We start from the raw sequence: 23,545 nt of genomic DNA, 5'->3' as shown, positions 1-23,545 counted from the left end.
CGCTCCGGGCGCGGGTGGTGACCGTGATGCGGCTGCGGATGCGGGTGCTGGGTGCGATCGCGGTCGACGACGCCCCGGTCCGGTCGGCCCGCGTGCGTCGCCTCCTCGCGGTCCTGGCCCTCGACCCGGGCCGGGTGGTCGCGGCCGACCGGCTCGTCGACGACGTGTGGCCCGATCGGCCGCCTGCGCACGGCGAGGCCGCGCTGCACAGCGCCGTCGCGCGGGCCCGGCGGGTGGTCGGCGACGGGGTCCTGCTCGCCCGCCCGCCCGGCTACGTCCTCGACCTGCCGCCCGACGCCCTCGACGCCGGCGTCGCCGCGGACCTGCGCGAGCGGGCGCGGTCGGTGGACCCGGTGCGCGCCGCGGCGCTGCTCGACGAGGCGCTGGCGCTGTGGCGCGGCCCGCCGCTGGCTGAGTTCGCCGACGAGGAGCCGTTCCGCCCCGTCGCGGCCCGCCTCGCGGAGCTGCGCGCGGACACCGAGGACGCCCGGGCGCGCGCCGACCTCGACCTCGGGCGCCCCGAGGCCGCCGTCGCCCGGCTCGAGGAGATCGTCGCGGCCGCGCCGTTCCGCGAGCGGCGGCGGGAGCTGCTCGTCGAGGCGCTGCACCGGGCGGGACGCAGCGCCGACGCGCTCGCCGCGGTCGCCGCCTACCGCCGCCTCGTCGCCGACGAGCTGGGTCTCGATCCGGGCCCGGAGCTCCGGCGTCTCGAAGCCGTGGTGCTGGCGGGCGTCCCGGCGCCCTCGGGTGGTGCAGCGAACGGGCCGTTCGCTGCTTCCGGCGCAGCGAACGGCGCGTTCGCTGCGGACCCGGCGCCGATGGTGGGGCGGGACGCGGCGCTGGCGGGCGTGCTCGGGGTGCTCGGGAGCGGTCCGGTGACGCTGGTCGGGCCCGGCGGGGTCGGCAAGACGACGCTCGCCCGGCACGTCGCGGCCGCGAGCACCGCCCCGGACGGGGTCGTCGTGGCCGAGCTGGCGACGGTCTCGCGCGGGGACGAGGTGGCCGCCGCGGTCGTCGCGGCCGTCGGCGCGCCGGGGGCGTCGGCCGGGGACGCCGACCCGGCCGACCGGGTCGCGGCGGTGCTGCGCGGCCGGCGGCTGCTGCTGGTGCTCGACAACGCCGAGCACGTGGTCGACGCGGTCGCCGCGCTGGTGACGACGCTCGCCGGTGCGTGCCCGACCGTCGCGGTCCTCACCACCAGCCGGGAGCCGCTCGGCGTCCCCGGCGAGCGTGTCCGGCCCGTCCCGCCGCTCGACGAGGCCGCGGCCGTCGCCCTGTTCGCCGAGCGGGCGGGCGCGGCCGACCCGGCGTTCGCGGTGTCGGACGCCAACCGGGCCGCCGTGGCCGAGGCCTGCCGGCGGCTCGACCGCCTGCCGCTCGCGCTCGAGCTGGCCGCGGCGCGGATGCGGGTGCTCTCGCCGGCCGAGCTCGTCGCCGGCCTGCCGGCCCACCTGCGGATCCTGCGCAGCCCGCACCGCGTCGCCGACCGGCGGCACCGGACCCTGCACGCCGTGGTCGCGTGGTCCTACCGCCTGCTCGACGAGCGCGAGCGCGCCCTGCTCGACCGGCTCGGCGTCTTCGCCGGCGACTTCACGCTCGGCGCCGCGCGGGCCGTCGCGGGCGAGGACGCGGACGCCGTGCTCGCCGACCTCGTCGACAAGTCCCTCGTGACCGCGTCCGTCGACCACGCCCGCCCCGGCCCGTCGCGCTACGCGCTGCTGGAGACGGTGCGGGCCTTCGCCCGCGAGCGGCTCGCCGAGCGCGGCGAGACCGCGACGCTGCGCCGCCGGCACGCCGAGGAGGCGCTCGGCTTCCTGCGGCGCACCGGGTCGCCGGCCGGGCCCGACGCCGCCCGCCGTCTCGCCGCGGTCGAGGCCGAGTGGGACGAGCTGCGCGCCGCGGTGGCCTGGGCGTCCACCGAGGACCCGGCGCTCGCCGCCGCGCTGGTCGCCGCCCTCGTCGACGTCGGTGAGGTGCGGATGACCCCGGAGCTCTTCGCCTGGGCGGAGGCGCTCCTGGCCGGCGGTGCCGATCTCGGCGGGTCGCGGGCGATGGTGCACGCGGTCGCCGCCGAAGGGGCCCGGTTCGCCGGCGACCTCGCGCGGGCGGAGGAGCACGTCGCCGCCGGTCGGCGGGCGCTCTCCGACGGTGACAGGGCGGCATCCGTCCTGGCCTACCTGCAGTCCGAGGTGGCGGGGTTCGCCGGGCGGGGCGCGGAATCGGCGCGGGCCGCGGCGGACGCCGAGCGCCTGGCCACGGCCGTCGGGGACGAGCGTGTGCGGGTCCTCGCCGCGTGCTGTCGCGTCCTCGCGGTGGCCTACGACGGGGACCACGACGCGGCGCTCGCCGAGGCGGACGCCCTGGACGTCGCGGTCCGCGACGCCGGCGACACGCTGATGCGGCCCTGGAGCGTCTACGTCCGCGGCGAGGTGCGCGTCGAGCGCGACCCGACCACGGCGCTGGAGCTGGTGGAGGACGCGGTGCGGAGGGCGCGGGCGGTCGGCGAGCAGTACGCGCTCGGCGTCGCGCTCGTGACCGTGACGTCCCTGCGGGCGCGCCGGGGTGACGTCGCCGCCGCGGCGCGCGCGGCGGCCGAGTCGCTCGAGCACTGGCGGGGCACGGGCAACCGCACGCACCAGTGGGTCGGGCTGCGCGCGGTCGTCGAGCTGCTCGGCCAGGCCGGTCGGGACGACGCCGCCGCCGAGCTGCTCGGGGGCCTGGCGGCGCGGCGTTCGGGGGGCGCGGTGTTCGGTGCCGACGCCGCCCGCCTCGCCGACCTGGGGGTGACCCTGCGGGCGCGCCTCGGCGACGCCGCCGCCGACCGCGCGGCACGCCGCGGCGCCGCCCGCGACGACGACGGCCTCGTCGACCTGGCCCGGGGTGCGCTGGCGCGCCTGTGAGCTCGCGTCAGCGCACGAGTCCCGCGTCGACGTGCCATTGCCGGGTCGTCGCGACGCCGGCGAGCAGTCGGCGGTCGTGGGAGACGAGCAGCAGCGTGCCCTCGAACGCCGCGAGCGCCGACTCGAGCTGCTCGATCGCGGGCAGGTCGAGGTGGTTGGTGGGCTCGTCGAGCACGAGCAGGTTCACCCCGCGGGCCTGGAGCAGCGCGAGCGCCGCGCGGGTGCGCTCACCGGGCGAGAGCGTGTCGGCCCCGCGGTGCACGTGCTCGGCGCCGAGCCCGAACTTGGCCAGCAGCGTCCGGACCTCCGCGGTGGGCCACCGGTCGATCTCGGGCTCGCGCGAGAAGACGTCGAGCAGCGAGGTGCGCCCGGTCAGGAGCCCGCGGGCCTGGTCGACCTCCCCGACCACCACCCCGGAGCCGAGCGCCGCCCGGCCCTCGTCGGGGGCGAGGCGCCCGAGCAGCAGCGCGAGCAGCGTCGACTTGCCCGCGCCGTTCGCCCCGGTGATCGCGACGCGGTCGGCCCAGTCGAGCTGGAGCGTCACGGGGCCCAGGGTGAAGTCGCCCCGCCGCACGACCGCGCCGTCGAGGGTCGCCACGACCGTGCCCGACCGCGGGGCGGCCGCGATGGACAGGCGCAGCTCCCACTCCTTGCGGGGCTCCTCGACGACCTCCATGCGCTCGAGCCGCCGCTCGGTCTGCGCGATCTTCGCGGCCTGCTTCTCCGCGGTCGCCGCGTTGTGGTGCTTGATGAACTTGTCCTTGTCGGTGGCCTTCTTGCGGGCGTTGCGCACGCCCTTCTCGACCCACTGCTTCTGGGTCTGCATCCGCGCGGTCAGCTCGCCGCGCTTCTCGGCGTACTCCTCGTACGCCTCGCGGGCGTGCCGGCGGGCGGTCTCCCGCTCGGCGAGGTAGGCCTCGTAGCCGCCGCCGTACTGGGTGACCTGCTGCTGGGCGAGGTCGAGCTCGAGGACCGAGGTGACGGTGCGCGCGAGGAACTCGCGGTCGTGGCTGACGAGCACTGTGCCCGCGCGCAGCTCGCGGACCCAGCGCTCGAGGCGTTCGAGGCCGGCGAGGTCGAGGTCGTTGGTGGGCTCGTCGAGCAGGAAGACGTCGAAGCGGGCGAGCAGCAGCGAGGCGAGGTTGGCGCGCGCCGCCTGCCCACCGGACAGCGAGGTCATGGGGGCGTCGAGGAGGTGCGCGGGGAACCCGAGGTCGTCGGCGACCTCCCCGGTGCGCTCGTCGAGGTCGGCGCCGCCGAGGTCCAGCCACCGTTCGAGGGCGACGGCGTAGGCGTCCTCGGCTCCGGGCACGCCGTCGGACAGGGCCGTCGTGGCCGTCTCGAGCGTGGCGGCCGCGGTCGTGACGCCGGTGCGGCGGCCGAGGAAGGCGCGCACGGTCTCGCCCGGCACCCGGGCGGTCTCCTGGGGCAGGTGGCCGATGGTGGCGGTGGGCGGGGTGACCGCGATCGACCCCTGGTCCGGCGCGGCCAGGCCGGCGAGCAGGCGCAGCAGCGTCGACTTCCCGGCGCCGTTGACCCCGACCAGCCCGATGACGTCGCCGGGCGCGACCACGAGGTCGAGACCGGAGAACAGCACCCGGGCGCCGTGCGCGGCGGCGAGGTCCCGCGCGACCAGCGTGGCGCTCACGATCACCGAGCCTAACCACGCCCCGCGACCCGGTTGCCGCACGTACGTGAGCGAACTTCCGGGCTATGGCCCGGAAGTTCGCTCACATAGGAACGGCGCGCCGGTGACGGCCTGCACGAAGGGGGGACGCGGGCGTCGTACCCTGCAGGACGTGCCTGCCTGGGTCTGGTTCGTCATCGCGGCGCTGGCCGCGGGCGGCGGGGCGCTGCTCCTGCTCTCCGACCGCGCGCGCACCGGCGGGCACCGGCGCGACCGACGCCGGTGGGCCGAGCAGAAGAGCTGGGAGTTCGTCGACGTCGACCCCGTGCTGCCCAGCCGCTGGCGCTACGGCGCGGTGCACCAGGGCGGCCACGGGCGCGCGCTCGACCTCGCGACCGGCGCGGTCCCCGGCCCCGGCGGCCGGCGGCTCGCCCACGTCTTCGACCACGAGCAGGCCGGGCAGATCACCGGGATCGTCGCCGCCGTGCGCGGCGTGGCGACGCTGCCGGTCGCCCTCGAGCTGCGCCTGCCCTCGGCCCCGCTGCCCGACGACGCCGGGCTCGACTCGCTCGGCCAGGTCGGCGAGCGCTACGCCTTCGTCACCTCGGTCGCGCAGGCCCGCCCGCTGATCACTCCGGACGTCGCCCGCGTCGCGGACCTCGTCGGCGACGACGTGCCACTGCTCTGGGCCGAGGACACCTGGGTGCTCGCGACGATCGACGCGGGCGCCGACCCCGAGCGCGTCCAGACGCTGCTGCAGGCGCTCGTCGAGGTGTCGGTCGCGCTGGAGGACGCGGCGGTCGGCACCGACGACGAGGGCTACGAGGCGGCGGCGCCCGAGGGCCACGACGGCACCGAGGACGTGGACGACCACGACGATCCGCGGCCCACCCACCGCGACAGTCCGGCGGACATCCCCTACGACGTCGAGGACGACGAGTTCGGGCCCGGCGCCCGGAGCAGCTCCTCCTCGGGGCGGTGAGCGGCCCGACCCCGCGTCGGACCCTGGTGACGTCCGCGGACACCGATCTCGGGCGCGCCTTCGTCCGGCGCCTGCACGCCCTCGGTGACGAGCTCGTGCTGGCCGGCGGCGAGCGCGGGGCCCTCGAGGCCCTGGCCGCCGAGCTCGACGCCACGAGCGAGGACCCGCGGCCCGAGGTCCTGCCCGGCGACCTCGCCGACGTCGACGACCTCGACCTGGTCGTGCGCCGCCTGGAGACCGACGTCCGCCCGATCGACCTGCTCGTCGTCGGGCCGGCGGCCCCGAGCCCGGACGGGTTGCCCGGCGCCGACCCGGAAGAGGTGCGCGCCGCGCTCGACCGCAGCGCCGGCGCCGCGCTGGGTCTGGTGCGCGCGGCCCTGCCCGGCATGATCGCCCGCGGCCACCCGGGCCCCGGCGGAGTGATCACCGTGGCCGGCCCCGCCGCCTACCTGTCCGCGCCCGGCGCCGCCGGGATCGACGGCGCCGCGCAGGCGTACGTCGCGATGCTCACCGAGTCGCTGGCCCAGGCGCTCGCGCGCGACGGGCTCACGCTCACCACCGTCTGCCCGACCCCGCCGCAGCCCGGGACGGGGCACGGCGAGCACACGGTGCTCGACGCCGTGCCCCTGCGCGTGGCCCCGCCCGACGCCGACGCCGTGGTGGCGGCCGCGCTCGCCGACCACGCCGCGGGCCGTGCGCTCTCGGTGCCCGGCGTCGGCGCGAAGACGGTCGTGGGGGTGTCCCGCCTCGTGCCGTTCCCCGCGCTGCGGGCGGCCGCCGGGTTCCGGCGCTCCTCGCCGGTCGCCGCGTGGCGGGGGCGGCGCGGACCGCGGGGCCCGCGCGAGGGCACGGCCCTGGTGACCGGGGCGAGCTCGGGCATCGGGGCGACGTTCGCCGAGCACCTGGCCGTCGCCGGGCACGACCTCGTCCTCGTCGCCCGCGACACCCAGCGTCTCGACGCCACGGCCGAGCGGCTGCGCGAGCGGTACGGGATCGAGGTCGAGGTGCTCGTCGCCGACCTGGCCGCCGCGGCCGGGCGCCGCAAGGTCGCCGACCGGCTGGCCCTCCCCGAGCGACCGATCGGGCTGCTGGTCAACAACGCCGGCTACGCGACGGCCGGCGAGTTCCTCGACACCGACCCGGCCGTCCTGCGGGCGAACTACGAGGTCAACATGGGTGCCGTGCTGGAGCTGACCGCCGCCGCGCTGCCCGGGATGGTCGCCCGGGGCCGCGGCGACGTCGTCAACGTCTCGAGCGTGGCGGGGTTCCTGCCCGGCCGCGGCTCGGTCTACAGCGCGGGCAAGACCTACGTGACGGCGCTGTCGCGCAACGTCGCCCTGTCGGTCGACGGCACCGGGGTGCGGGTGATGGCCCTGTGCCCGGGCTTCACGCGCACCGAGTTCCACGCCCGCCTCGGCGAGGACCGCTGGGGGCCGGAGTGGCTGTGGCTCGACGCGGACCAGGTGGTCACCGAGGGCATGGCGGACCTCGAGGCGGGGAAGGCGGTGTCCGTGCCGGGAGCGGTGTACAAGGCGATCGTCGGGGTGGCGCGGGTCGTGCCGCGGGCGCTGCTGCGCGCGCTCGCCGCCAGGACGGCGACGGGGCGCGGATGATCGCCCCGATCGTCGACGCGCAGGCGCGGGCCCGCCTGGCCGCCCTGGTCACCGAGCTCGCGGTGGTGCACGGGCGCGTGACGCTGTCGTCGGGCCGCGAGGCCGACTACTACGTCGATCTGCGCCGCGCGACCCTGCACCACGAGGCGGGCCCGCTGATCGGGCGCCTCGTGCGCGAGCTGACCGCCGACTGGTCCTACGACGCGGCCGGCGGGCTCACCCTCGGCGCCGACCCGGTCGCCCTCGCCGTCATGCACGCCCCCGGGGCTCCGGTGGACGCCTGCGTGGTGCGCTCGGCCGCGAAGACCCACGGGATGCAGCGGCGGATCGAGGGTCCCGACGTCGCCGGGCGCCGGGTCCTGGCCGTCGAGGACACCTCGACCACCGGGGGCAGCGTGCTCACCGCGGTCGACGCGCTGGTCGAGGCCGGCGCGGAGGTCGTCGGCGTCGTCACGGTCGTCGACCGCGGGACCGGCGCCACCGAGGCCGTCGAGGCCCGCGGCCTGGCCTGCCGGTCGCTGCTGGGCCTGGCCGACCTGGGGCTGTGAGCTCGTCGGACGGCCACGCCCACCCGGACGACGAGCCCGGCCCCACCGAGTGGCGCACCGGGCCCGAACCGGTCGGCGTCGGTCCCTGGCCGGGCGGGGCCGCCGCGTGGCCCGACGATCCCCGGTACGACCCCGAGCTCCTCGCCGGCGGGGACCGGCGCAACGTCGTCGACCGCTACCGCTACTGGCGGCGCGAGGCGGTCGTCGCCGACCTCGACGCGCGGCGCCACCCGTTCCACGTCGCCATCGAGAACCTCCACCACGACGCGAACATCGGCACGATCGTCCGCACCGCCAACGCGTTCGCCGCGGCCGCGGTGCACATCGTGGGGCGGCGGCGCTGGAACCGGCGCGGCGCGATGGTCACCGACCGGTACCAGCACGTGCACCACCACGCCGACGTCGCCGCCCTGCTGGCGTGGGCCCGCGGCGAGGGGCTGGGCGTCGTCGCGGTCGACAACGGCCCCGGCGCCGTCCCGCTGGAGACCGCGGCCCTGCCGCGTCGCTGCGTGCTGCTGTTCGGTCAGGAGGGCGTCGGGCTGACCCCCGAGGCCGCGGCCGGGGCGGACGCCGTGCTCGCGATCGCGCAGTTCGGGTCGACGCGGTCGATCAACGCCGGCGTCGCGGCCGGGATCGCCATGCACGCGTGGATCCGCGCGCACGCGACCCCTTAGCGCTCGAGGTTGCGGGTGTCGATGACCTGCGTGGGCTCGTCGGTGGCGCCGTCGAGGACGTCCTCCGCGAGGCCCTGCGCACCGAGCTTCCTCTCCCGCCTCGCCTTGATCATCTCGATCGCGATGGGGATCAGCGAGAGCGCCACCACGAGGATCAGCATCGCCTCGATGTTGTTCTTGACGAACTCGAACTGCCCCAGCACGGCCCCCAGCAGCGTGACGCCGGCCGCCCAGGCCACGCCGCCGATGAGCGAGAACGTCAGGTAGCGGCGTGCGTCCATGCGCCCGACACCGGCCATGACCGTGATGAACGTGCGCACGATCGGCACGAAGCGCCCGAGGACGATCGCCCGGTTGCCGTACTTGTCGAAGAACTTCTGCGTGCGCTCCACGTTCTCGCGCTTGAACAGCCGCGAGTTCGGGCGGTCGAAGATGGCCGGCCCCGCCTTGAGCCCGATGAAGTAGCCCAGGGCGTTGCCGGCGAAGGCGCAGACCACCAGCAGGAGGCAGACCAGCCACAGCGGGGCCTGGATCAGCCCGGTGACCGTCGCGAGCCCGGTGATGAACAGCAACGAGTCGCCGGGGAGGAAGAACCCGACCAGCAGGCCGCACTCGGCGAAGATGATCAGGCAGACGCCGGCGAGGGCCCAGGGCCCGAGGCTCTGGATGATGTACTGCGGGTCCAGCCACTCGGGACCGAGGGCCTGGACCGTCGTCGTGGCGGCGCTGAGCGTGGGCGACACGCCTGTGAACCGTACGCGGCGCGCCTGGGCGCGGGCTCCGGGGTCACCCCGAAACGCCTGAGGGTGGGACGGTGTGAGGTCCGGGTCAGCTGGGGAGCCCGAGCGTCCCGACGGCGGCGAGCGCACCCGCGACGGCCCCGGCGAGCAGGGCCATGCCCGACCACCACGCGATCCGCGCGGGCGTCCACGGCGCGGGGGCGTCACGGTCGGTGCCGCCGGGGCGGGCTGCCGGGATCGCGCCGGTCGGCCCGGCGCCCGGGGCGGGACGGGGATGCGGGACGTTGGCGGTGCCGGGCCGGGGACCCGGCCCCACGGGCGGTCCGGGGCGCGCGGGCTGGGGCGGGCCGGTCCGGGGCCAGGGGCGCTCCCCGGTGCCCGCTGTGCCCGCTGTGCCCGCCGCCGTGCCCGCCGCCGGGCGCGGAGCCGGGCGGGCGGGCGACGGTCCGGGACGGCCCGCGGCCGGGAAGCCCGGAGCGGGGGTCGGCCCCGTCGGGCGCGGCGGTGCGGGGGGCACGACGGACGGGTCGGGACGTGCCGTGGTCTGGGTGACGTCGGACGCGGCGTCCTCCGGACCACGGCCGGCCTCGTCGGCGCCTTTCCGGTTCCGCGTGAGCGGCCGGAAGCGGTCCCGCAGGCGGGAGCCGCCGGAGTCGGCGTCGGCCTCCTCGTCGGTCTGCTCGGTGGACGGCGGGGTCGACGTGCCACCGGGCGAGGACACCCCGCCGGCGGCGTGCGCGCGCAGAGCCTCGGCGAGCAGCCGTTCGTCGTCCATCCCGGGCGATGGTAGACGCGCACCCGGAGTCACCCCAGGGCCCGTCCGGTGACGTCGGCGGGACTCGATCGGCGGTGGAGGAGTGCTCAGACGCCGCCGACGAGCTTGCCGATGGCCTCGAGGCCCCGGCTCGCCGTCGACTTGACCGTTCCCTTGCTGATGCCGGTGGCCTCGGCGATCTCGGCCTCGGACAGACCGCCGTAGTAGCGCAGGACCAGCACCTCGCGCTGCCGGCGCGGCAGCTTGCTCAGGGCGGACACCACGGCCTGGTGCTCCGCGGAGAGCATCGCGAGCGACTCGGCCGAGCGGGCGTCCGCGGTGTGCGGCGGCGTGTACTCCCGGGCCGTACGGCGGCGCCGCAGCACCGACCGGGACCCGTTGACCACCGCCGTGCGCAGGTAGCCCAGCGCCGCGTGCTCGTCACGCAGGCGGCCCCAGTGCCGGTGCAGCCCCGTGAAGGCCTCCTGGACGACGTCCTCGGCGGTCGCCGGGTCGTCGACGAGCAGCACGGCGAGGCGGACGAACCGCATCCGGTGCTCGCGGTAGAGATCCTCCAGCGTGCGCGGCGCCTCGTCGGGCCGGGTGGCCACCGGGCCGCCCGCCGGGGCCGGGCCCGGGAACCCGTCGGGTCGCGGGGGTGCCATGGGCGGCGCGGAGGGGTGCGCCACCGACGCATCGGCGGGAGCGACCGCGTCGATCGCCCGCAGGCTGCCGAGCGTGCGCTCGACGGCGCTCTCGCCGGGGTGGGCCACGTCCTCGACGATAGCCCTTCACGACCTGTGGTCCCGGTGGGGACGGGGCCCCGGTCCGGCTCGGGATCACTGTCACCCGCGTGGCCCAGCCCGCCACCCGATCCGCACCCGCACCCCTGCACGGGTCACACCCCGACGACGCAGCGGCCGGACGGGCGGCTGCGTCATACTGCGCCGCAGCCCGCCGCCCGCACCCTGCGGTGACCGGCCGTGTCGAGGAGCTCCTGGGAGGCACGACGATGCCCATCGCGACCCCCGAGGTCTACAACGAGATGCTGGACCGGGCGAAGGCGAACGCCTTCGCCTTCCCGGCGATCAACTGCACGTCCTCCGAGACGATCAACGCCGCGCTGCGCGGCTTCGCCGAGGCCGAGAGCGACGGGATCATCCAGTTCTCGACGGGCGGGGCCGAGTTCGGCTCGGGCCAGTCGGTGAAGGAGATGGTCACCGGCGCGAGCGCGCTGGCCGAGTTCGCGCACGTCGTGGCCGAGAAGTACTCGATCAACGTCGCGCTGCACACCGACCACTGCCCCAAGGACAAGCTCGACACCTACGTCCGTCCGCTGATCGCGATCAGCCAGGAGCGTGTCGACCGCGGGCAGAACCCGCTGTTCCAGTCGCACATGTGGGACGGCTCGGCGGTCGAGCTCACCGAGAACCTCGAGATCGCCCAGGAGCTGCTCGAGAAGGCCGGCAAGGCGAAGATCATCCTCGAGGTCGAGATCGGCGTCGTCGGCGGCGAGGAGGACGGCATCTCCGCCGACATCGACGAGAAGCTCTACACCGCGCCGGGCGACTACGAGCGCACCGTCAAGGCCCTCGGCGGCGGCGAGAAGGGCCGCTACCTGCTGGCCGCGACGTTCGGCAACGTGCACGGCGTCTACAAGCCGGGCAACGTCAAGCTCCGCCCTGACGTGCTGAAGAAGGGCCAGGAGGTCGCCGCGAAGGAGCTCGGGCTCCCCGACGGCTCGAAGCCGTTCGACCTCGTCTTCCACGGCGGGTCGGGCTCGCTGCTCGAGGAGATCCACGAGGCCCTCGACTACGGCGTGGTCAAGATGAACGTCGACACCGACACGCAGTACGCGTTCACCCGTCCGATCGCCGCGCACATGTTCTCGAACTACGACGGCGTGCTGAAGATCGACGGCGAGGTCGGCGACAAGAAGGCCTACGACCCGCGCAGCTACAACAAGAAGGCCGAGGTCGCCATGGCCGAGCGGGTCACGACCGCGTGCGAGAACCTGCGCTCCACCGGGCAGTCGCTGAGCCGGTGACGCCCGGGAGAATGTCGGTATGACGATCCCGATGGGACCCGGTGCCGGGCACGGGCACAACCTGCTCGGACCGCAACCGACCTACCTCCCGGAGACGCCCGAGCCGGCGCGGCGGCTGGAGGACGGCGAGGACCCCGCGACGGTCGTCGCCGACCACCCGACGTACTCGGCGGGGTGGGCGACCCTCGCCGAGCGGGCCGAGCAGGCGGGCGAGCACGTCACGGCCTACGCCTACGCCCGCACCGGCTACCACCGGGGGCTCGACCAGCTGCGCCGCAACGGCTGGAAGGGCTTCGGCCCGGTGCCGTGGGACCACGTGCCCAACCAGGGGTTCCTGCGGGCCGTGGCCGCGCTCGCCAAGGCCGCGCGGGCGATCGGCGAGACCGACGAGGTCGAACGCTGCGTCCAGTTGCTCGACGACTGCGACCCGAAGGCCGTCGAGGCGCTCGGGCTCGCCTGAGCCCCGCAGGAGCATGAACGCCGGGGAGCGGCTGCGCGGGATCGCCCGGTCCCGGGCCCGGCGCCTGCGCGACTCCGGTGTGCCGGTGCTGCAGTGCGCGCTCGCGGCCGGGCTCGCCTACCTCGTGGCGCGCGACGTCGTCGGCCACACCCAGCCGTTCTTCGCGCCGATCGCGTGCGTGCTCGTCCTCGGCGTCTCGCTGACCAACCGGCTGCGGCGCTCGGTGGAGCTCGCCGTCGGGGTGAGCGTCGGCGTCGGGGTCGGCGACCTCATCGTCGTGCTGATCGGTCCCGGCTGGTGGCAGATCAGCGTCGTCGTCGGGCTCGCGCTGCTGGCGGCGCTCCTGTTCGACGTCGGTGCCCTGCTGCTCAACCAGGCCGCGGTTTCGGCGGTGCTGGTCGCGACGCTGCAGCCGCCCGGCACGACGGCGGCGTTCTCCCGGTGGATCGACACGCTGATCGGGGCCGCGATCGGCCTGGCGATGGCCGCCACGCTGCCGTCGCACCCGCTCACCCGCGCCCGCCGCGGGCTCTCGGCGCTGCTCACCGAGCTCGAGGCCGCGCTGACGGGCACCGCCGACGCGCTCGACGCGGGCGACGTCGACGCCGCGGCGGCGGTCCTCGAGCGGGCCCGCGCCACGCAGGGACGGGTCGACGCCCTGGTCGACGCGGTCGACGCGGGCTTCGAGATCACGGCGATCGCGCCCCTGCGGCGCCGGCACCGCGGCGAGCTGGCCCGCATCCGGGCCGCGGTCCGGCCGGTGGACCTCGCGCTGCGCAACGCCCGCGTCCTGGCGCGCCGCGCGCACGCCGCCGTACGGGACGGAGAGCAGCCGGACCCGGACCTGGTCGCCGTGCTGCGGAACGTCGCGATGGGCGTCGCGGAGCTGCGGGGCGAGCTGACGCGGGGCGAGTCGACCGACGGGGCGCGCAGCGCGCTGCTCGACGCCGTCGGGCTGGTGCCGGCCCACGGTGGCGGCTACTCGGCGGACGTGGTGCTCGCCCAGGTCCGCTCGCTGCTCGTGGATCTCCTCAACGCCGCGGGGATGGACCGTGACGAGGCCGTGGCGGCGACGACCAGCACGCGGCGGGGCCGGGACGAGGGGTGACGGCCGCTCAGGACGCGCGGGGCAGCCGGAGGGTGTCGGGGTCGTCGAGCGTGGTCGCGGCGGCGGCGGGTGCGTCGGTGCCCGGCTGGTCGGTCCCGGGGACGAGGGCGAGGGCCGGGCCGGGCGTGGTGCCCGGGGCCGGGCTCGCCGGCCGGGGCGTGCGGGCGCGGACCTCGGGCCGGACGTGGGTGGCGTGTGCCTCGAACCGCTCGAGCAGACACGCAGCGATCATGAGCACGATCGGGACGAGCACCACCACCGCGAGCATGGAAGTGGCGTACCCCGGTGGCGTGGAGCCATGCGTGATCGTCGACGGAGAGGCACGGACGGTGGCTGAGTGGTCGCACTGTGCAGTCGACCGGCCGACCGTCGGGCCGGGCGCCGTCGATCGTACGGAGCCGTCCGGTCACCGCACGCGGCGCACACCGGAGATCACGGTCGAGCGAGCAGCCAGTCCTCGGTGTGCCGGTACCAGCTGCGGCGGGGCACCGGGCGGTCGCCGGGCACGCCGTCGCGCGTGATCGTCACGGGCGGCCGGCACCCCAGCTGCACCGCGCGGCCCGACCGCGTCGCGACCCGTCCCGGCCGCAGCCCCGCCAGCCGACGGGGGCCGGTGACGGCGACGGCGACCCCGCCCGCCGGGTCCGGGGCGACGACCACGCCGGCGGCGTCGCCGCGGAGCACGCGCTGCTCGTCGCAGTAGACCTCGCCGTGGAGCGCCCCGGCCTCGTGACGCCCGACGACCAGCCCGCCGTGGTCGTCGCGCACGAGCGGACCGGGACGCGCCGCGGCGTCGCGGGCGACGGCCAGCGCGGCCCCGGGCTCGGTCGGCACGCCCCACACCGCCGCCGCCGGCGAGCCGGGCGCGGGCAGCAGGGCGAGCTCGACGCCGAGACGCTCGCGGCGCAGCAGGCGCACGAGCACGGCGGCCAGCGCGGCGTCGTCGCCGGCCACGACGAGGCGGGCGCCGTCGGGGAGCCCGTCGAGCAGGGGATCGACGTCGCCGCGGGCGGGCAGCGCGGGCAGGGCCAGGGCCCCGAGATCGTCGAGACGGGACGCCCACCGCGACCGGGCGACGTCCCCGCAGGTCACCACGTGCATCGCGACCCCCGGTGACGACGAGACGGCGGACACGCGTGGACTACCCTTCCGTTGCACGGGGCGAGCCCGTCCTCCCTGTGCGCGTCTTTCGGTGTCGAGGTCAGGGAGTGTCACATGCCGGCCATCGTCCTCATCGGCGCCCAGTGGGGCGACGAGGGCAAGGGCAAGGCCACCGACATCCTCGGTGAGCAGGTCCAGTGGGTCGTGCGCTACCAGGGTGGCAACAACGCCGGGCACACCGTCGTGCTCCCCGACGGTCAGAACTTCGCGCTGCACCTCATCCCGTCCGGGATCCTGACGCCGGGCGTCACCAACGTGATCGGCAACGGCGTGGTGGTCGACCCCGGCGTGCTGCTCGAGGAGCTCGCGGGCCTGGAGGCCAAGGGCGTCGACACGGCCAAGCTGCTGATCTCCGCGGACGCGCACGTGATCATGCCGTACCACGTGGCCATCGACAAAGTCACCGAGCGCTTCCTGGGCAAGTCCCGGATCGGCACGACCGGGCGCGGCATCGGCCCCGCCTACCAGGACAAGGTGGCGCGGGTCGGCGTGCGCATGCAGGACCTGCTCGACGAGAAGCTGCTGCGCGAGAAGGTCGAGGCCGCGCTCGAGCTCAAGAACCAGGTGCTCGTCAAGATCTACAACCGGCGGGCGCTCGACGTCGACGAGGTGGCCGACACCGTGCTGGGCCACGCCGAGGGCTTCGCCCACCGCATCGCGGACACACGCCTGGCGCTGCACCACGCCCTCGAGCGCGGCGAGACCGTCCTGCTCGAGGGGTCGCAGGGCACGCTGCTCGACGTCGACCACGGCACCTACCCGTACGTGACCTCCTCGAGCCCGACGGCGGGCGGGGCGGCCGCCGGCTCCGGGATCGGCCCGACGCGCATCGGGCGGGTCATCGGCATCCTCAAGGCCTACACCACCCGCGTCGGCTCCGGCCCGTTCCCGACCGAGCTGTTCGACTCCGACGGCGAGTACCTGCGCAAGGCCGGCGGCGAGTTCGGCGTCACCACCGGGCGCAGCCGCCGCTGCGGCTGGTTCGACGCGGTGATCGCGCGCTACGCCGTGCGCGTCAACGGCCTCACCGACCTGTTCCTCACCAAGCTCGACGTGCTCTCCGGGCTCGAGAACGTGCCGCTGTGCGTCGGTTACGAGGTCGGCGGGCAGCGGGTCGACGAGATGCCGATGCGGCAGTCGGACCTCACCGAGGCCACGCCGGTGTACGAGACGATGCCCGGCTGGTTCGAGGACATCTCGGGGGCGCGCAGCTTCGCCGACCTGCCGCAGCGGGCGCGCGACTACGTCGAGCGGATCGAGGAGCTCGCGGGCGCGCCCGTCTCGGCGATCGGGGTCGGGCCGGGCCGGGACGCCACCGTCGTTCGCTGACGGGTGCCAGCGACGACCCGGAGCCCTCCTCCGTCGGGCTCCGGGCAGTCGCGGACCCTCGGACGCGGGAGGTCGGGGTGTGATCCCCCGGTAGAGTGGTGGAGGTGGGCGCCTGCGAACACCTCCTCGTCATCGGCACCGAGGGTGCCGCGACCGACCCGAAGCCCGACGCCGTCGCCCGTGACGGCGAGACCCTGATCTGCCCGGACTGCCGCGCCGAGGGCTACACGGCCTGGGCCCACCTCCGGATGTGCCTGGACTGCGGCCACGTCGCGTGCTGCGACTCGAGCCCCTACCGGCACGCGTCGAAGCACCACGAGGACACCGGCCACGCCGTGATGCGCTCGCACGAGCCGAACGAGACGTGGCGCTGGTGCTACGTCGACCGGCGGCTGGCGCCGTAGGTCAGGACGGGGGCGTCACCGCGGCGAGTGCGGTGTCGGGGTCGTCGCTGAACACCGCGTCGACGCCGAGCCCCACGTACTGCGTGTACTCGGCGAACGCGTCGCCGTAGGTGTCGGCGGGCGCTCCTGCCCCGTTCCCACCCGCCCCGCCGCGCCGCAGGCCGGCGGGCAGGAACTCGTTCTCGTTGCGGAACGTGAAGGGCATGACGCGCAGGTTCACCGCGTGCGCGTCCCGCAGCAGCGCGGTCGGCGGGCCCGCCGTGTCGTCGGGGCCGAGCGGCACGATCCACTCCTTGCTCGGGCCCAGCCAGGTCGCGTAGCCGGCGACGTCCCGCAGGCCCTCCGGGGTGAGCAGGGCGTCGGAGGTGCGCGGGTCGCCGGCCGCGACGAGGTCGGCGGGCCGGGTCCCGGCCGCGTCGACGAGCTGGAGCAGCCGGCAGCCGACCTGGGCCTTCAGGGCCCGCAGGTTGGCCGTCTCGAACGACTGGATGATCACGCCCGAGTCGACGCGGTCCCGCCCGCGGCGGCGCAGCGTCTCGACCATCGGGGGTTCGACGGGCAGCCCGAGGCTCGCGAAGTACGTCGAGTGCTTGACCTCGGGCAGCACCCCCACCGGCCGGTGCAGTTCGGCGGCGAGCCGGTCGAGGAGGTCGAGGACCTCGTCGAACGTGAGGATCCCGTACCGGCCGTCGTAGAGCGTGTTGTGCGGGCGGGTCTGCGGGATGCGCTCGACCGCGCGCAGCGTGCGCAGCTCGGCGAGCGTGAAGTCGGTGGTGAACCACCCGGTCGCCGGCGTCCCGTCGATCACCTTCGTGGTGCGCCGCGCGGCGAACTCGGGGCGACGGGCGACGTCGGTGGTGCCGCCGATCTCGGGCTCGTGGCGGGCGACGAGCGCGCCGTCGCGGGTGGGCACGAGGTCGACGTCGACGGCGTCGGCGCCCATCCGGACGGCGAGCTCGTACGACGCCGCCGTGTGCTCCGGGCGGTAGCCGGACGCGCCGCGGTGCCCGACGACCAGGATCCGCGCCGGCTCGGTCGGCGCCGTCCCGGCGGGACCCGGGGAGGGGGTCGGCCGCGGGGTACCGGGCGTCGTCGTCGGCCCCGCCGGCGCCGCCGCGGGCGGAGGTGTGTCGGCGCACCCGGCGGCGAACGCCCCGGCCGCGGCCAGACCGCCCCACAGCGCCGAGCGACGGGACAACGCGAACGGAACCGACCCCGGCATCGTCATCGGCCGCAATATCCCGGGTCCTCCTCGGCTCCGCCACCGGTGCTCCCCGACGCCGGGGTGAACGGCGGGGGTCGTTCGCCGTGGTCCGGGGTGGGCGTTGTCAGCGTGGCGTCCACGCTGACGTTCAGTGTCAGGAAAGCCACCAGCTCGGCGCGGTGGCGGGTCCCCGTAGCGTGTCGGGCGTGCGCGTCCTGGTCATCGGCTCCGGAGCCCGCGAACACGCCCTGCTGCTCGTCCTCGCGGGCGACCCGCAGGTGACCGCCCTCGCCGCGGCCCCGGGCAACGCGGGCACGGCGGCGCTGGCGGAGCACCCCGGGCTCGCCGACCCCACCTCGGGCGAGCAGGTCGTCGCCCTCGCGCGGTCCTGGCGCGCCGACCTCGTCGTCGTCGGCCCCGAGGCCCCGCTGGTCGCGGGCGTCGGCGACGCCCTGCGCGACGCCGGCATCCCCTGCTTCGGCCCGACCGCCGCCGGGGCGCGCATCGAGGGCTCCAAGGCGTTCGCGAAGGACGTCATGGCCGCGGCCGGCGTGCCGACCGCCCGCAGCGAGGCCGTCGACAACCCGGGTGACCTCGACGCCGCGCTCGCCCGCTTCGACGCGCCCTGGGTGGTCAAGGACGACGGGCTCGCGGCGGGGAAGGGCGTGCTCGTCACCTCCGACGTCGAGGCCGCCCGGCGCCACGCCGCCGCCGTGCTCGAGAACGGCCACCCGGTGCTGCTCGAGTCGTTCCTCGACGGTCCCGAGGCCTCGCTGTTCTGCGTCGTCGACGGCACCTCCGTCGTCCCCCTGCTCCCGGCGCAGGACTTCAAGCGCCTCGGCGACGAGGACGCCGGCCCCAACACCGGCGGGATGGGCGCCTACGCCCCGCTGCCCTGGGCGCCGGCGGGCCTCGTGGACGAGGTCGTCGACACGATCGTCACGCCGGTCGTCACCGAGCTCGCGGCCCGGGGCACCCCGTTCTCGGGCCTGCTCTACGCCGGGCTCGCGCTCACGTCGTCCGGGCCGCAGGTGATCGAGTTCAACTGCCGTTTCGGTGACCCCGAGACCCAGGTGGTGCTCGCCCTGCTGCGCAGCTCGCCGTCCTCGCTGTTCCTGGCCGCCGCGACCGGGCGCCTCGGCGAGGAGCCCACGCCGAGCTGGTCGGAAGGCGCCGCGGTCACCGTCGTCGTCGCCGCCGAGGGCTACCCGGGAGCCGTCCGGACCGGCGACGTGATCCAGGGCGCCGACGGGCCCGGTGTCCTGCACGCGGGCACGCGCCGGCGTGACGACGGGGCGGTGGTGTCGAGCGGCGGTCGCGTGCTGTCGGTCGTCGGCACGGGAGCGGATCTCGACGCCGCCCGCGCCGACGCCTACCAGCGCCTCGCGACGGTCCACCTCCCCGGCGGGCACCACCGCACCGACATCGCCCGCGACGCGGCGGCGGGGCTCGTCGCGATGCCCGTGCGGGCCTGAGCGCGAGTTCTCCGGAACCGCACCACCGGCGCCCCGCGCCGACCTACTCTCGCCGGCATGCCCGACCTCGTCCTCGGCGCGGCGGCCCTCGAGCAGGCGCGCACCGGTTTCGCCACCGAGGCCCGCCGTGTGCCGGCGTTGACGGACCACCTCGCCGCGCCCGCAGGCGGCCTCGGCGACCTGGACGCGGCCCGCGCGATGCTGGGGGCGCTCGACGAGGTCGTCCGGGTGCTCGGCGGGGAGCTCGGATCGGCGGGCGCCCGTCTCGAGGGTCTCGACCGCGCCCTCGACGCCGCGATCACCGCGATCCGGTCGGGCGACCGCGACGCCGCCGCCGGCCTGTCCGCGGCGTGAGTCCGTGGCCGCCTTCGACGCTGTCGGTGCCCTGGCCGCCGAGCCCGGGGGGCGGGAGCTCGGCGAGCTCCTCGCCCGCGTGCAGCGGATCGATCCCGAGGTGCTCCTCGGGACGGGGCGCGGGCTCGCGACGATGGCCGACGGGATGCAGGGGTCGCTGCGCGCGCTCGACCGCCACGGCGACGACGTGCGCGGTGCGTGGCAGGGGCGCGGCGCGGACGCGCTGACCGGTTACCTGGACGAGTTCGGGCGCGCGGGCACCCGGACCCTCGACACCACGGGACGGATCCGCGCGCGCGTCGACGGCGCCGGTCAGGAGCTCGCCGGCCTGCGCCGCGAGGTCGACGCGCAGGTCTCCCGCGCTCTCGACGCTGCCCGCAACGCCCGCGCCGAGGCCCTCGCCGACCCTGCGCGCGCCCCGATGGCCGACCAGCTCGCCGCCGCCGCGATGGCCGAGCCGACCGCGGCGGCCCGCGCGGCGCTCGCCCGCGCCGAGACCTTGCTCGGCGACGCCGCGACGGCGCTGCGCCAGTTGGCGACCGAGGCCCCCGCCTTCTCCCGTCTCGGCACGCCGGACGCGAGGCCCATCGCCCCGGCGGGTGCGGATCGCTCGGGCTGGACCCCCGTCGAGCCCGGCTCCGGTCGTGGGATCGCGACGGTCCCGGCGGCGGAGACGGGCGGCGGTCAAGGGATCGACCTCGCCGGTGGTGACGATTCCGGCGACTTCACCGACACCTCGTCGCTGGACGGTTCGTCCTCCGGCTCGGGGTCCGATTCCGGCTCGGACTCGGGCGCGTCGTCCGGGGACTGCGGCGACTCGGGAAGCGGCTCCCAGGGTGGAGATGTCTCGGATTCCGGAGCGTCGGGGTCGGGGGACGGCGGCTCGTCGGGCGGGGACTCGACAGGGGCGGACTCGACAGGGGCGGACTCGACGGGCGCGGACTCGACGGGCGCGGACTCGACGGGCGCGGACTCGACGGGCGCGGACTCGACGGGCGCGGACTCGACGGGCGCGGACTCGACGGGCGCGGACTCGACGGGCGCGGACTCGACCGGCTCCAGCGACGGAGATGCTTCGGATTCCGAAGCATCTGGCGCAGGAGCCGAGTCCACTGACTCCGGCGAGACTGCGGGTGGCTCGGCAGATTCCGGCTCTGACGACGCGGCAGGTACTGCCGATTCGGGTTCGGACGCTTCGAGCCAGGACTCCGGCCCGGATGCGGGCTCGGACTCGGACTCGGGCTCGAACGCGGACTCGGGCTCGAACGCGGACTCGGGCTCGAACGCGGACTCGGGCTCGAACGCGGATTCCGGCTCGAACGCGGATTCCGGTTCGGACGCGTCGGACGGCTCGAGCGCGTCGGACGGCTCGAACTCCGGCTCGGACTCGGACTCCGGCTCGGACTCGGACTCGGGCTCGGACTCGGGCTCGGACTCCGGCCCGCCTTCGGGCTCGGACGACTCGAACGACTCGGACGACTCGGACGGCGGCGCCGCCGATGACGGCGATGCGGGCGACTCCGACGCGGGCGCCGGCGACGCGGGCGACGGCGACTCGGATTCCGGAGACTCGAACGACGGTTCGGACGGCGGGTCCGACGAGGATTCCGGAGGCGATCGGGGCTCCGATGACCGACAGAAGGACGACGACGCCGGAGGCGCGGTGACGGGTGCATCGACCGACGGCGACGCCGGAGGATCAGCGGCCACGCCGACCGGTGGCCCGCAGGGTCAGGTCGGGGACTGGATCCGCGAGGCGCAGGCCGTCCTGCAGGCGGAGGGCGTCCCGATGGACAAGATGAACCCCGACGACATCGCGACGATCATCGATCACGAGTCCGGCGGCGACCCCGAAGCGATCAACAACACCGACTCCAACGCCGCGAAGGGCACGCCGTCCCAGGGCCTCATGCAGACGATCGGGCCGACGTTCGACTCCTACAAGCTCGACGGGCACGGCGAGATCACCGATCCGATCGACAACATCATCGCGGGGGTCCGGTACGCGATCGACCGGTACGGCTCGGTATCGGAGGTGCCGGGGGTCGAGGCGGTCGCGCGGGGCGACGCGTACGTCGGCTACTGAGCGCGTGTCAGGGTGGAGCGGTGACGACTCTGGCGCGGCTCGGGCCCGCGGCGCGGGCGATGGTTCCCCCGTTCCACGTGATGGACGTCTGGGCGGCGGCCGGGGAACGTGCCCGCACGCACGGCGACCTCGTCAACCTCTCGGCCGGCCAGCCCTCCACGCCCGCGCCCGTCGACGTCCGCCACGCCGCGGCGCGCGCCCTCGACGAACAGATCCTCGGGTACTCCGGCTCGCTCGGGACCCCGGAGCTGCGTGAGGCGATCGCCGCGCACCACCGCGCCCGATACGGCGACGAGACGGTGCGCGCGGAGGACGTCGTCGTCACCACCGGCGGGTCGGGCGGCTTCCTGCTCGCGTTCCTGGCGGCGTTCGACGCCGGCGACACCGTCGTCCTCGCCCGGCCCGGCTACCCCTGCTACCGGAACATCCTCGCCGCCCTGGGGTGCGAGGTCGTCGAGCTGCCGTGCGGGGAGGAGACGCGCTTCCAGCCGACGGTGGCGATGCTCGAGGAGCTCGACAGCGTGCCGAAGGGCGTCGTCGTCGCGAGCCCGGCGAACCCGACCGGCAGCGTCATCGAGCCCGACGAGCTGGCTCACCTCGCCCGGTGGTGCGACGAGCACGGCGTCCAGCTGATCAGCGACGAGATCTACCACGGGATCGAGTACGGGGGCGCGCCGCCGACGGCGAGCGCCTGGAGCACCTCGCACGAGGCGGTCGTCGTCACCTCGTTCTCGAAGTACTGGTCGATGACCGGCTGGCGGCTGGGCTGGCTGATCGTGCCCGAGCGGCTGCGGCGGGCCGTGGACGTGATCGCGGGGAACTTCACGGTCTGCCCACCGGTACCGGCGCAGTACGCGGCGCTCGCGGCATTCACCCCGGCCTCGATCGCCGAGGCCGACGGCCACGTCGAGCGCTACGCGCTCAACCGCCGCCTGCTGCTCGACGGGCTCCCCGACCTCGGGCTGACGCGCCTGGCGCCCGCCGACGGCGCCTTCTACGTCTACGCCGACGTCGCCCACCTCACCGACGACACCCTCGCGTTCGGGAAGCGGATCCTCGACGAGACGGGCGTGGCGGTGGCGCCGGGCATCGACTTCGACCCGATCGACGGGCACACCTGGATCCGGCTGTCGTTCGCCGGCGCGACCGAGGACCTGCGCGAGGGCCTCGACCGGCTCGGCCGCTGGATCCCGACGCTCTGAGGCACCTGGCCGCGGCGAGCACTACGTTCCGCCCATGGAACCCGAGGGCGAGGCCCGGCTGGAGGCCTGGGAGCGCCGCACCGACTACCCGCTCACCGGCCTCGCCGTGCTCTACCTCGGGGTCTATGCCGTGCAGGTGCTCGCCACCCGCCCCGGCCAGCTCGGGTGGTGGTGGCTCGACGTCGCGCTGTGGGGGCTGTGGGCGCTGTTCGTCGTCGACTACGTGGTGCGGATCGTGCTGGCCCGGCGCCGGGTCCGGTTCGTCGTGCGCCACCCGCTCGACCTGCTCGTGGCCCTCGCGCCGTTCTTCCGCTTCCTGCGCCTGCTGCGCCTCGTGGCCGCGATCTCCGTGCTCGGGAGGGTGCTGCGCGACGACTTCCGGGGGCGGGTCGGGAGCTACCTGATCGTCTCGGTGTCGCTGCTCAGCGTCGTCGCCGCGCTCGGCGTGTTCGAGGCGGAGCGGGACGCCCCCGACGCGACGATCGTGACGTTCGGGGACTCGCTCTGGTGGGTGCTGACGACGATCACGACGGTCGGCTACGGCGACCTGTCGCCGGTGACGACCGAGGGCCGCCTCGTCGCGGCCGGGCTCATGCTCGCGGGGATCGCGGTGCTCGGCACGGTGACCGCGGCGATCGCCACGTGGTTCCTCGAGCAGGTGGGCGCGCGCGACGCGTCGGAGGCGGTGGCGGGTCCTGAGGCGGACCCGGCGGGGGCTCGGCACGACGAACTCCTGGCCGAGCTGCGCCATCTGCGGGGCCGCCTCGACGCCCTCGAGGCCGAACGGCGCGCGGAGTCGTCGGGGGCGGCGCCCGGCTGAGCCCAACGCGAGCTGGTGGATTTCCTGACCTTGGACGTCAGCGTGGACGCCAGGCTG

Annotated in this window: 22 protein-coding genes; 15 read left to right on the top strand and 7 right to left on the bottom strand. The window is 75.9% G+C overall.

The genetic code is table 11. The features are described from left to right. Positions 1–14: 14 nt before the first annotated feature. Complete coding sequence (locus ACR9E3_RS03330; protein ID WP_460378484.1) at positions 15–2,900, top strand: BTAD domain-containing putative transcriptional regulator; 2,886 nt, start codon at positions 15–17, stop codon at positions 2,898–2,900. A gap of 7 nt (positions 2,901–2,907) precedes the next feature. Here ACR9E3_RS03330 and ACR9E3_RS03325 read toward each other — a convergent pair whose 3' ends face one another. Further along, entirely contained in the window at positions 2,908–4,548 is a 1,641-nt protein-coding gene (locus ACR9E3_RS03325) for an ABC-F family ATP-binding cassette domain-containing protein (RefSeq protein ID WP_460378482.1), read from the bottom strand. 151 nt (positions 4,549–4,699) lie between these two features. Between ACR9E3_RS03325 and ACR9E3_RS03320 the strand changes: the two genes are divergently transcribed. From ACR9E3_RS03320 to ACR9E3_RS03305, 4 genes are read left to right on the top strand one after another with little or no spacing between them, the layout of a single operon-like run. Further along, on the top strand, positions 4,700–5,509 hold the full coding sequence (locus ACR9E3_RS03320; RefSeq protein ID WP_460378480.1) for a type III secretion system chaperone family protein: 810 nt from the start codon (positions 4,700–4,702) through the stop codon (positions 5,507–5,509). Continuing rightward, entirely contained in the window at positions 5,506–7,122 is a 1,617-nt protein-coding gene (locus ACR9E3_RS03315; protein ID WP_460378478.1) for an SDR family NAD(P)-dependent oxidoreductase, read from the top strand. The genes ACR9E3_RS03320 and ACR9E3_RS03315 overlap by 4 nt, the downstream gene beginning before the upstream one ends. Then, the gene (pyrE, locus tag ACR9E3_RS03310) at positions 7,119–7,670 is read left to right on the top strand and encodes an orotate phosphoribosyltransferase (protein WP_460378475.1); all 552 of its coding nucleotides are present in this window, start codon (positions 7,119–7,121) and stop codon (positions 7,668–7,670) included. The genes ACR9E3_RS03315 and pyrE overlap by 4 nt, the downstream gene beginning before the upstream one ends. Then, positions 7,667–8,344, top strand: a complete 678-nt coding sequence (locus ACR9E3_RS03305; RefSeq protein ID WP_460378473.1) for a TrmH family RNA methyltransferase — start codon at positions 7,667–7,669, stop codon at positions 8,342–8,344. Before pyrE ends, ACR9E3_RS03305 begins: the two co-directional genes overlap by 4 nt. Here the strand turns inward: ACR9E3_RS03305 and ACR9E3_RS03300 are convergent. The 3 genes from ACR9E3_RS03300 to ACR9E3_RS03290 all read right to left on the bottom strand — a co-directional run bounded on the left by ACR9E3_RS03300 (position 8,341) and on the right by ACR9E3_RS03290 (position 10,503). After that, the gene (locus ACR9E3_RS03300; RefSeq protein WP_460378472.1) at positions 8,341–9,087 is read right to left on the bottom strand and encodes a DedA family protein; all 747 of its coding nucleotides are present in this window, start codon (positions 9,085–9,087) and stop codon (positions 8,341–8,343) included. The genes ACR9E3_RS03305 and ACR9E3_RS03300 overlap by 4 nt on opposite strands. Positions 9,088–9,172: 85 nt before the next feature. After that, positions 9,173–9,859 carry a hypothetical protein gene (locus ACR9E3_RS03295; RefSeq protein WP_460378470.1) on the bottom strand — a complete coding sequence of 229 codons (687 nt, stop codon included), beginning with the start codon at positions 9,857–9,859 and terminating at the stop codon, positions 9,173–9,175. Positions 9,860–9,945: 86 nt separating this feature from the next. Then, the gene (locus ACR9E3_RS03290) at positions 9,946–10,503 is read right to left on the bottom strand and encodes a SigE family RNA polymerase sigma factor (RefSeq protein ID WP_460379062.1); all 558 of its coding nucleotides are present in this window, start codon (positions 10,501–10,503) and stop codon (positions 9,946–9,948) included. A gap of 347 nt (positions 10,504–10,850) precedes the next feature. On the opposite strand from ACR9E3_RS03290, the gene fbaA reads away from it, so the two are divergent. The 3 genes from fbaA to ACR9E3_RS03275 are packed head-to-tail and all read left to right on the top strand — an operon-like array spanning position 10,851 to position 13,453. Beyond that, positions 10,851–11,885 carry a class II fructose-bisphosphate aldolase gene (gene fbaA / locus ACR9E3_RS03285; RefSeq protein WP_460378468.1) on the top strand — a complete coding sequence of 345 codons (1,035 nt, stop codon included), beginning with the start codon at positions 10,851–10,853 and terminating at the stop codon, positions 11,883–11,885. 19 nt (positions 11,886–11,904) lie between these two features. Beyond that, the gene (locus ACR9E3_RS03280) at positions 11,905–12,345 is read left to right on the top strand and encodes a DUF3151 domain-containing protein (protein WP_460378466.1); all 441 of its coding nucleotides are present in this window, start codon (positions 11,905–11,907) and stop codon (positions 12,343–12,345) included. Positions 12,346–12,358: 13 nt separating this feature from the next. After that, on the top strand, positions 12,359–13,453 hold the full coding sequence (locus tag ACR9E3_RS03275) for an FUSC family protein (RefSeq protein WP_460378465.1): 1,095 nt from the start codon (positions 12,359–12,361) through the stop codon (positions 13,451–13,453). 7 nt (positions 13,454–13,460) lie between these two features. Here the strand turns inward: ACR9E3_RS03275 and ACR9E3_RS03270 are convergent, their stop codons facing one another. Together ACR9E3_RS03270 and ACR9E3_RS03265 are read right to left on the bottom strand one after the other, a co-directional pair. Next, positions 13,461–13,721 carry a hypothetical protein gene (locus tag ACR9E3_RS03270; RefSeq protein ID WP_460378463.1) on the bottom strand — a complete coding sequence of 87 codons (261 nt, stop codon included), beginning with the start codon at positions 13,719–13,721 and terminating at the stop codon, positions 13,461–13,463. A gap of 164 nt (positions 13,722–13,885) precedes the next feature. Further along, positions 13,886–14,587, bottom strand: coding sequence for a hypothetical protein (locus tag ACR9E3_RS03265; RefSeq protein ID WP_460378462.1), 702 nt, complete (start codon positions 14,585–14,587; stop codon positions 13,886–13,888). Positions 14,588–14,668: 81 nt separating this feature from the next. Here ACR9E3_RS03265 and ACR9E3_RS03260 point away from each other — a divergent pair, with 81 nt between their 5' ends. Both ACR9E3_RS03260 and ACR9E3_RS03255 read left to right on the top strand, forming a co-directional pair. After that, positions 14,669–15,943, top strand: coding sequence for an adenylosuccinate synthase (locus ACR9E3_RS03260; RefSeq protein ID WP_460378460.1), 1,275 nt, complete (start codon positions 14,669–14,671; stop codon positions 15,941–15,943). A 104-nt stretch (positions 15,944–16,047) separates the two neighbouring features. Continuing rightward, positions 16,048–16,347, top strand: coding sequence for a UBP-type zinc finger domain-containing protein (locus tag ACR9E3_RS03255; RefSeq protein ID WP_460378458.1), 300 nt, complete (start codon positions 16,048–16,050; stop codon positions 16,345–16,347). 1 nt (position 16,348) lies between these two features. Here the strand turns inward: ACR9E3_RS03255 and ACR9E3_RS03250 are convergent, their stop codons facing one another. Then, on the bottom strand, positions 16,349–17,575 hold the full coding sequence (locus ACR9E3_RS03250) for a glycerophosphodiester phosphodiesterase family protein (RefSeq protein ID WP_460378456.1): 1,227 nt from the start codon (positions 17,573–17,575) through the stop codon (positions 16,349–16,351). Positions 17,576–17,757: 182 nt separating this feature from the next. On the opposite strand from ACR9E3_RS03250, the gene purD reads away from it, so the two are divergent. From purD to ACR9E3_RS03225, 5 genes are read left to right on the top strand one after another with little or no spacing between them, the layout of a single operon-like run. Continuing rightward, on the top strand, positions 17,758–19,026 hold the full coding sequence (gene purD, locus ACR9E3_RS03245; protein ID WP_460378455.1) for a phosphoribosylamine--glycine ligase: 1,269 nt from the start codon (positions 17,758–17,760) through the stop codon (positions 19,024–19,026). A 57-nt stretch (positions 19,027–19,083) separates the two neighbouring features. Continuing rightward, positions 19,084–19,380 (top strand): hypothetical protein, encoded by a 297-nt coding sequence (locus tag ACR9E3_RS03240; RefSeq protein WP_460378454.1) that lies wholly within the window; start codon positions 19,084–19,086, stop codon positions 19,378–19,380. 4 nt (positions 19,381–19,384) lie between these two features. Further along, positions 19,385–21,466: a transglycosylase SLT domain-containing protein gene (locus ACR9E3_RS03235; RefSeq protein WP_460378453.1), complete on the top strand. Its 2,082-nt coding sequence runs from the start codon at positions 19,385–19,387 to the stop codon at positions 21,464–21,466. 59 nt (positions 21,467–21,525) lie between these two features. Beyond that, entirely contained in the window at positions 21,526–22,668 is a 1,143-nt protein-coding gene (locus tag ACR9E3_RS03230) for a pyridoxal phosphate-dependent aminotransferase (protein WP_460379061.1), read from the top strand. A gap of 34 nt (positions 22,669–22,702) precedes the next feature. Further along, a complete protein-coding gene (locus ACR9E3_RS03225) occupies positions 22,703–23,488 on the top strand; it encodes a potassium channel family protein (protein WP_460378451.1) in 786 nt (261 codons plus the stop codon). The last annotated feature ends 57 nt before the right edge of the window (positions 23,489–23,545 follow it).

The sequence above is a fragment of the Actinomycetospora sp. C-140 genome (assembly GCF_054796175.1).
This window is presented reverse-complemented; position numbering and strand designations above follow the sequence as displayed.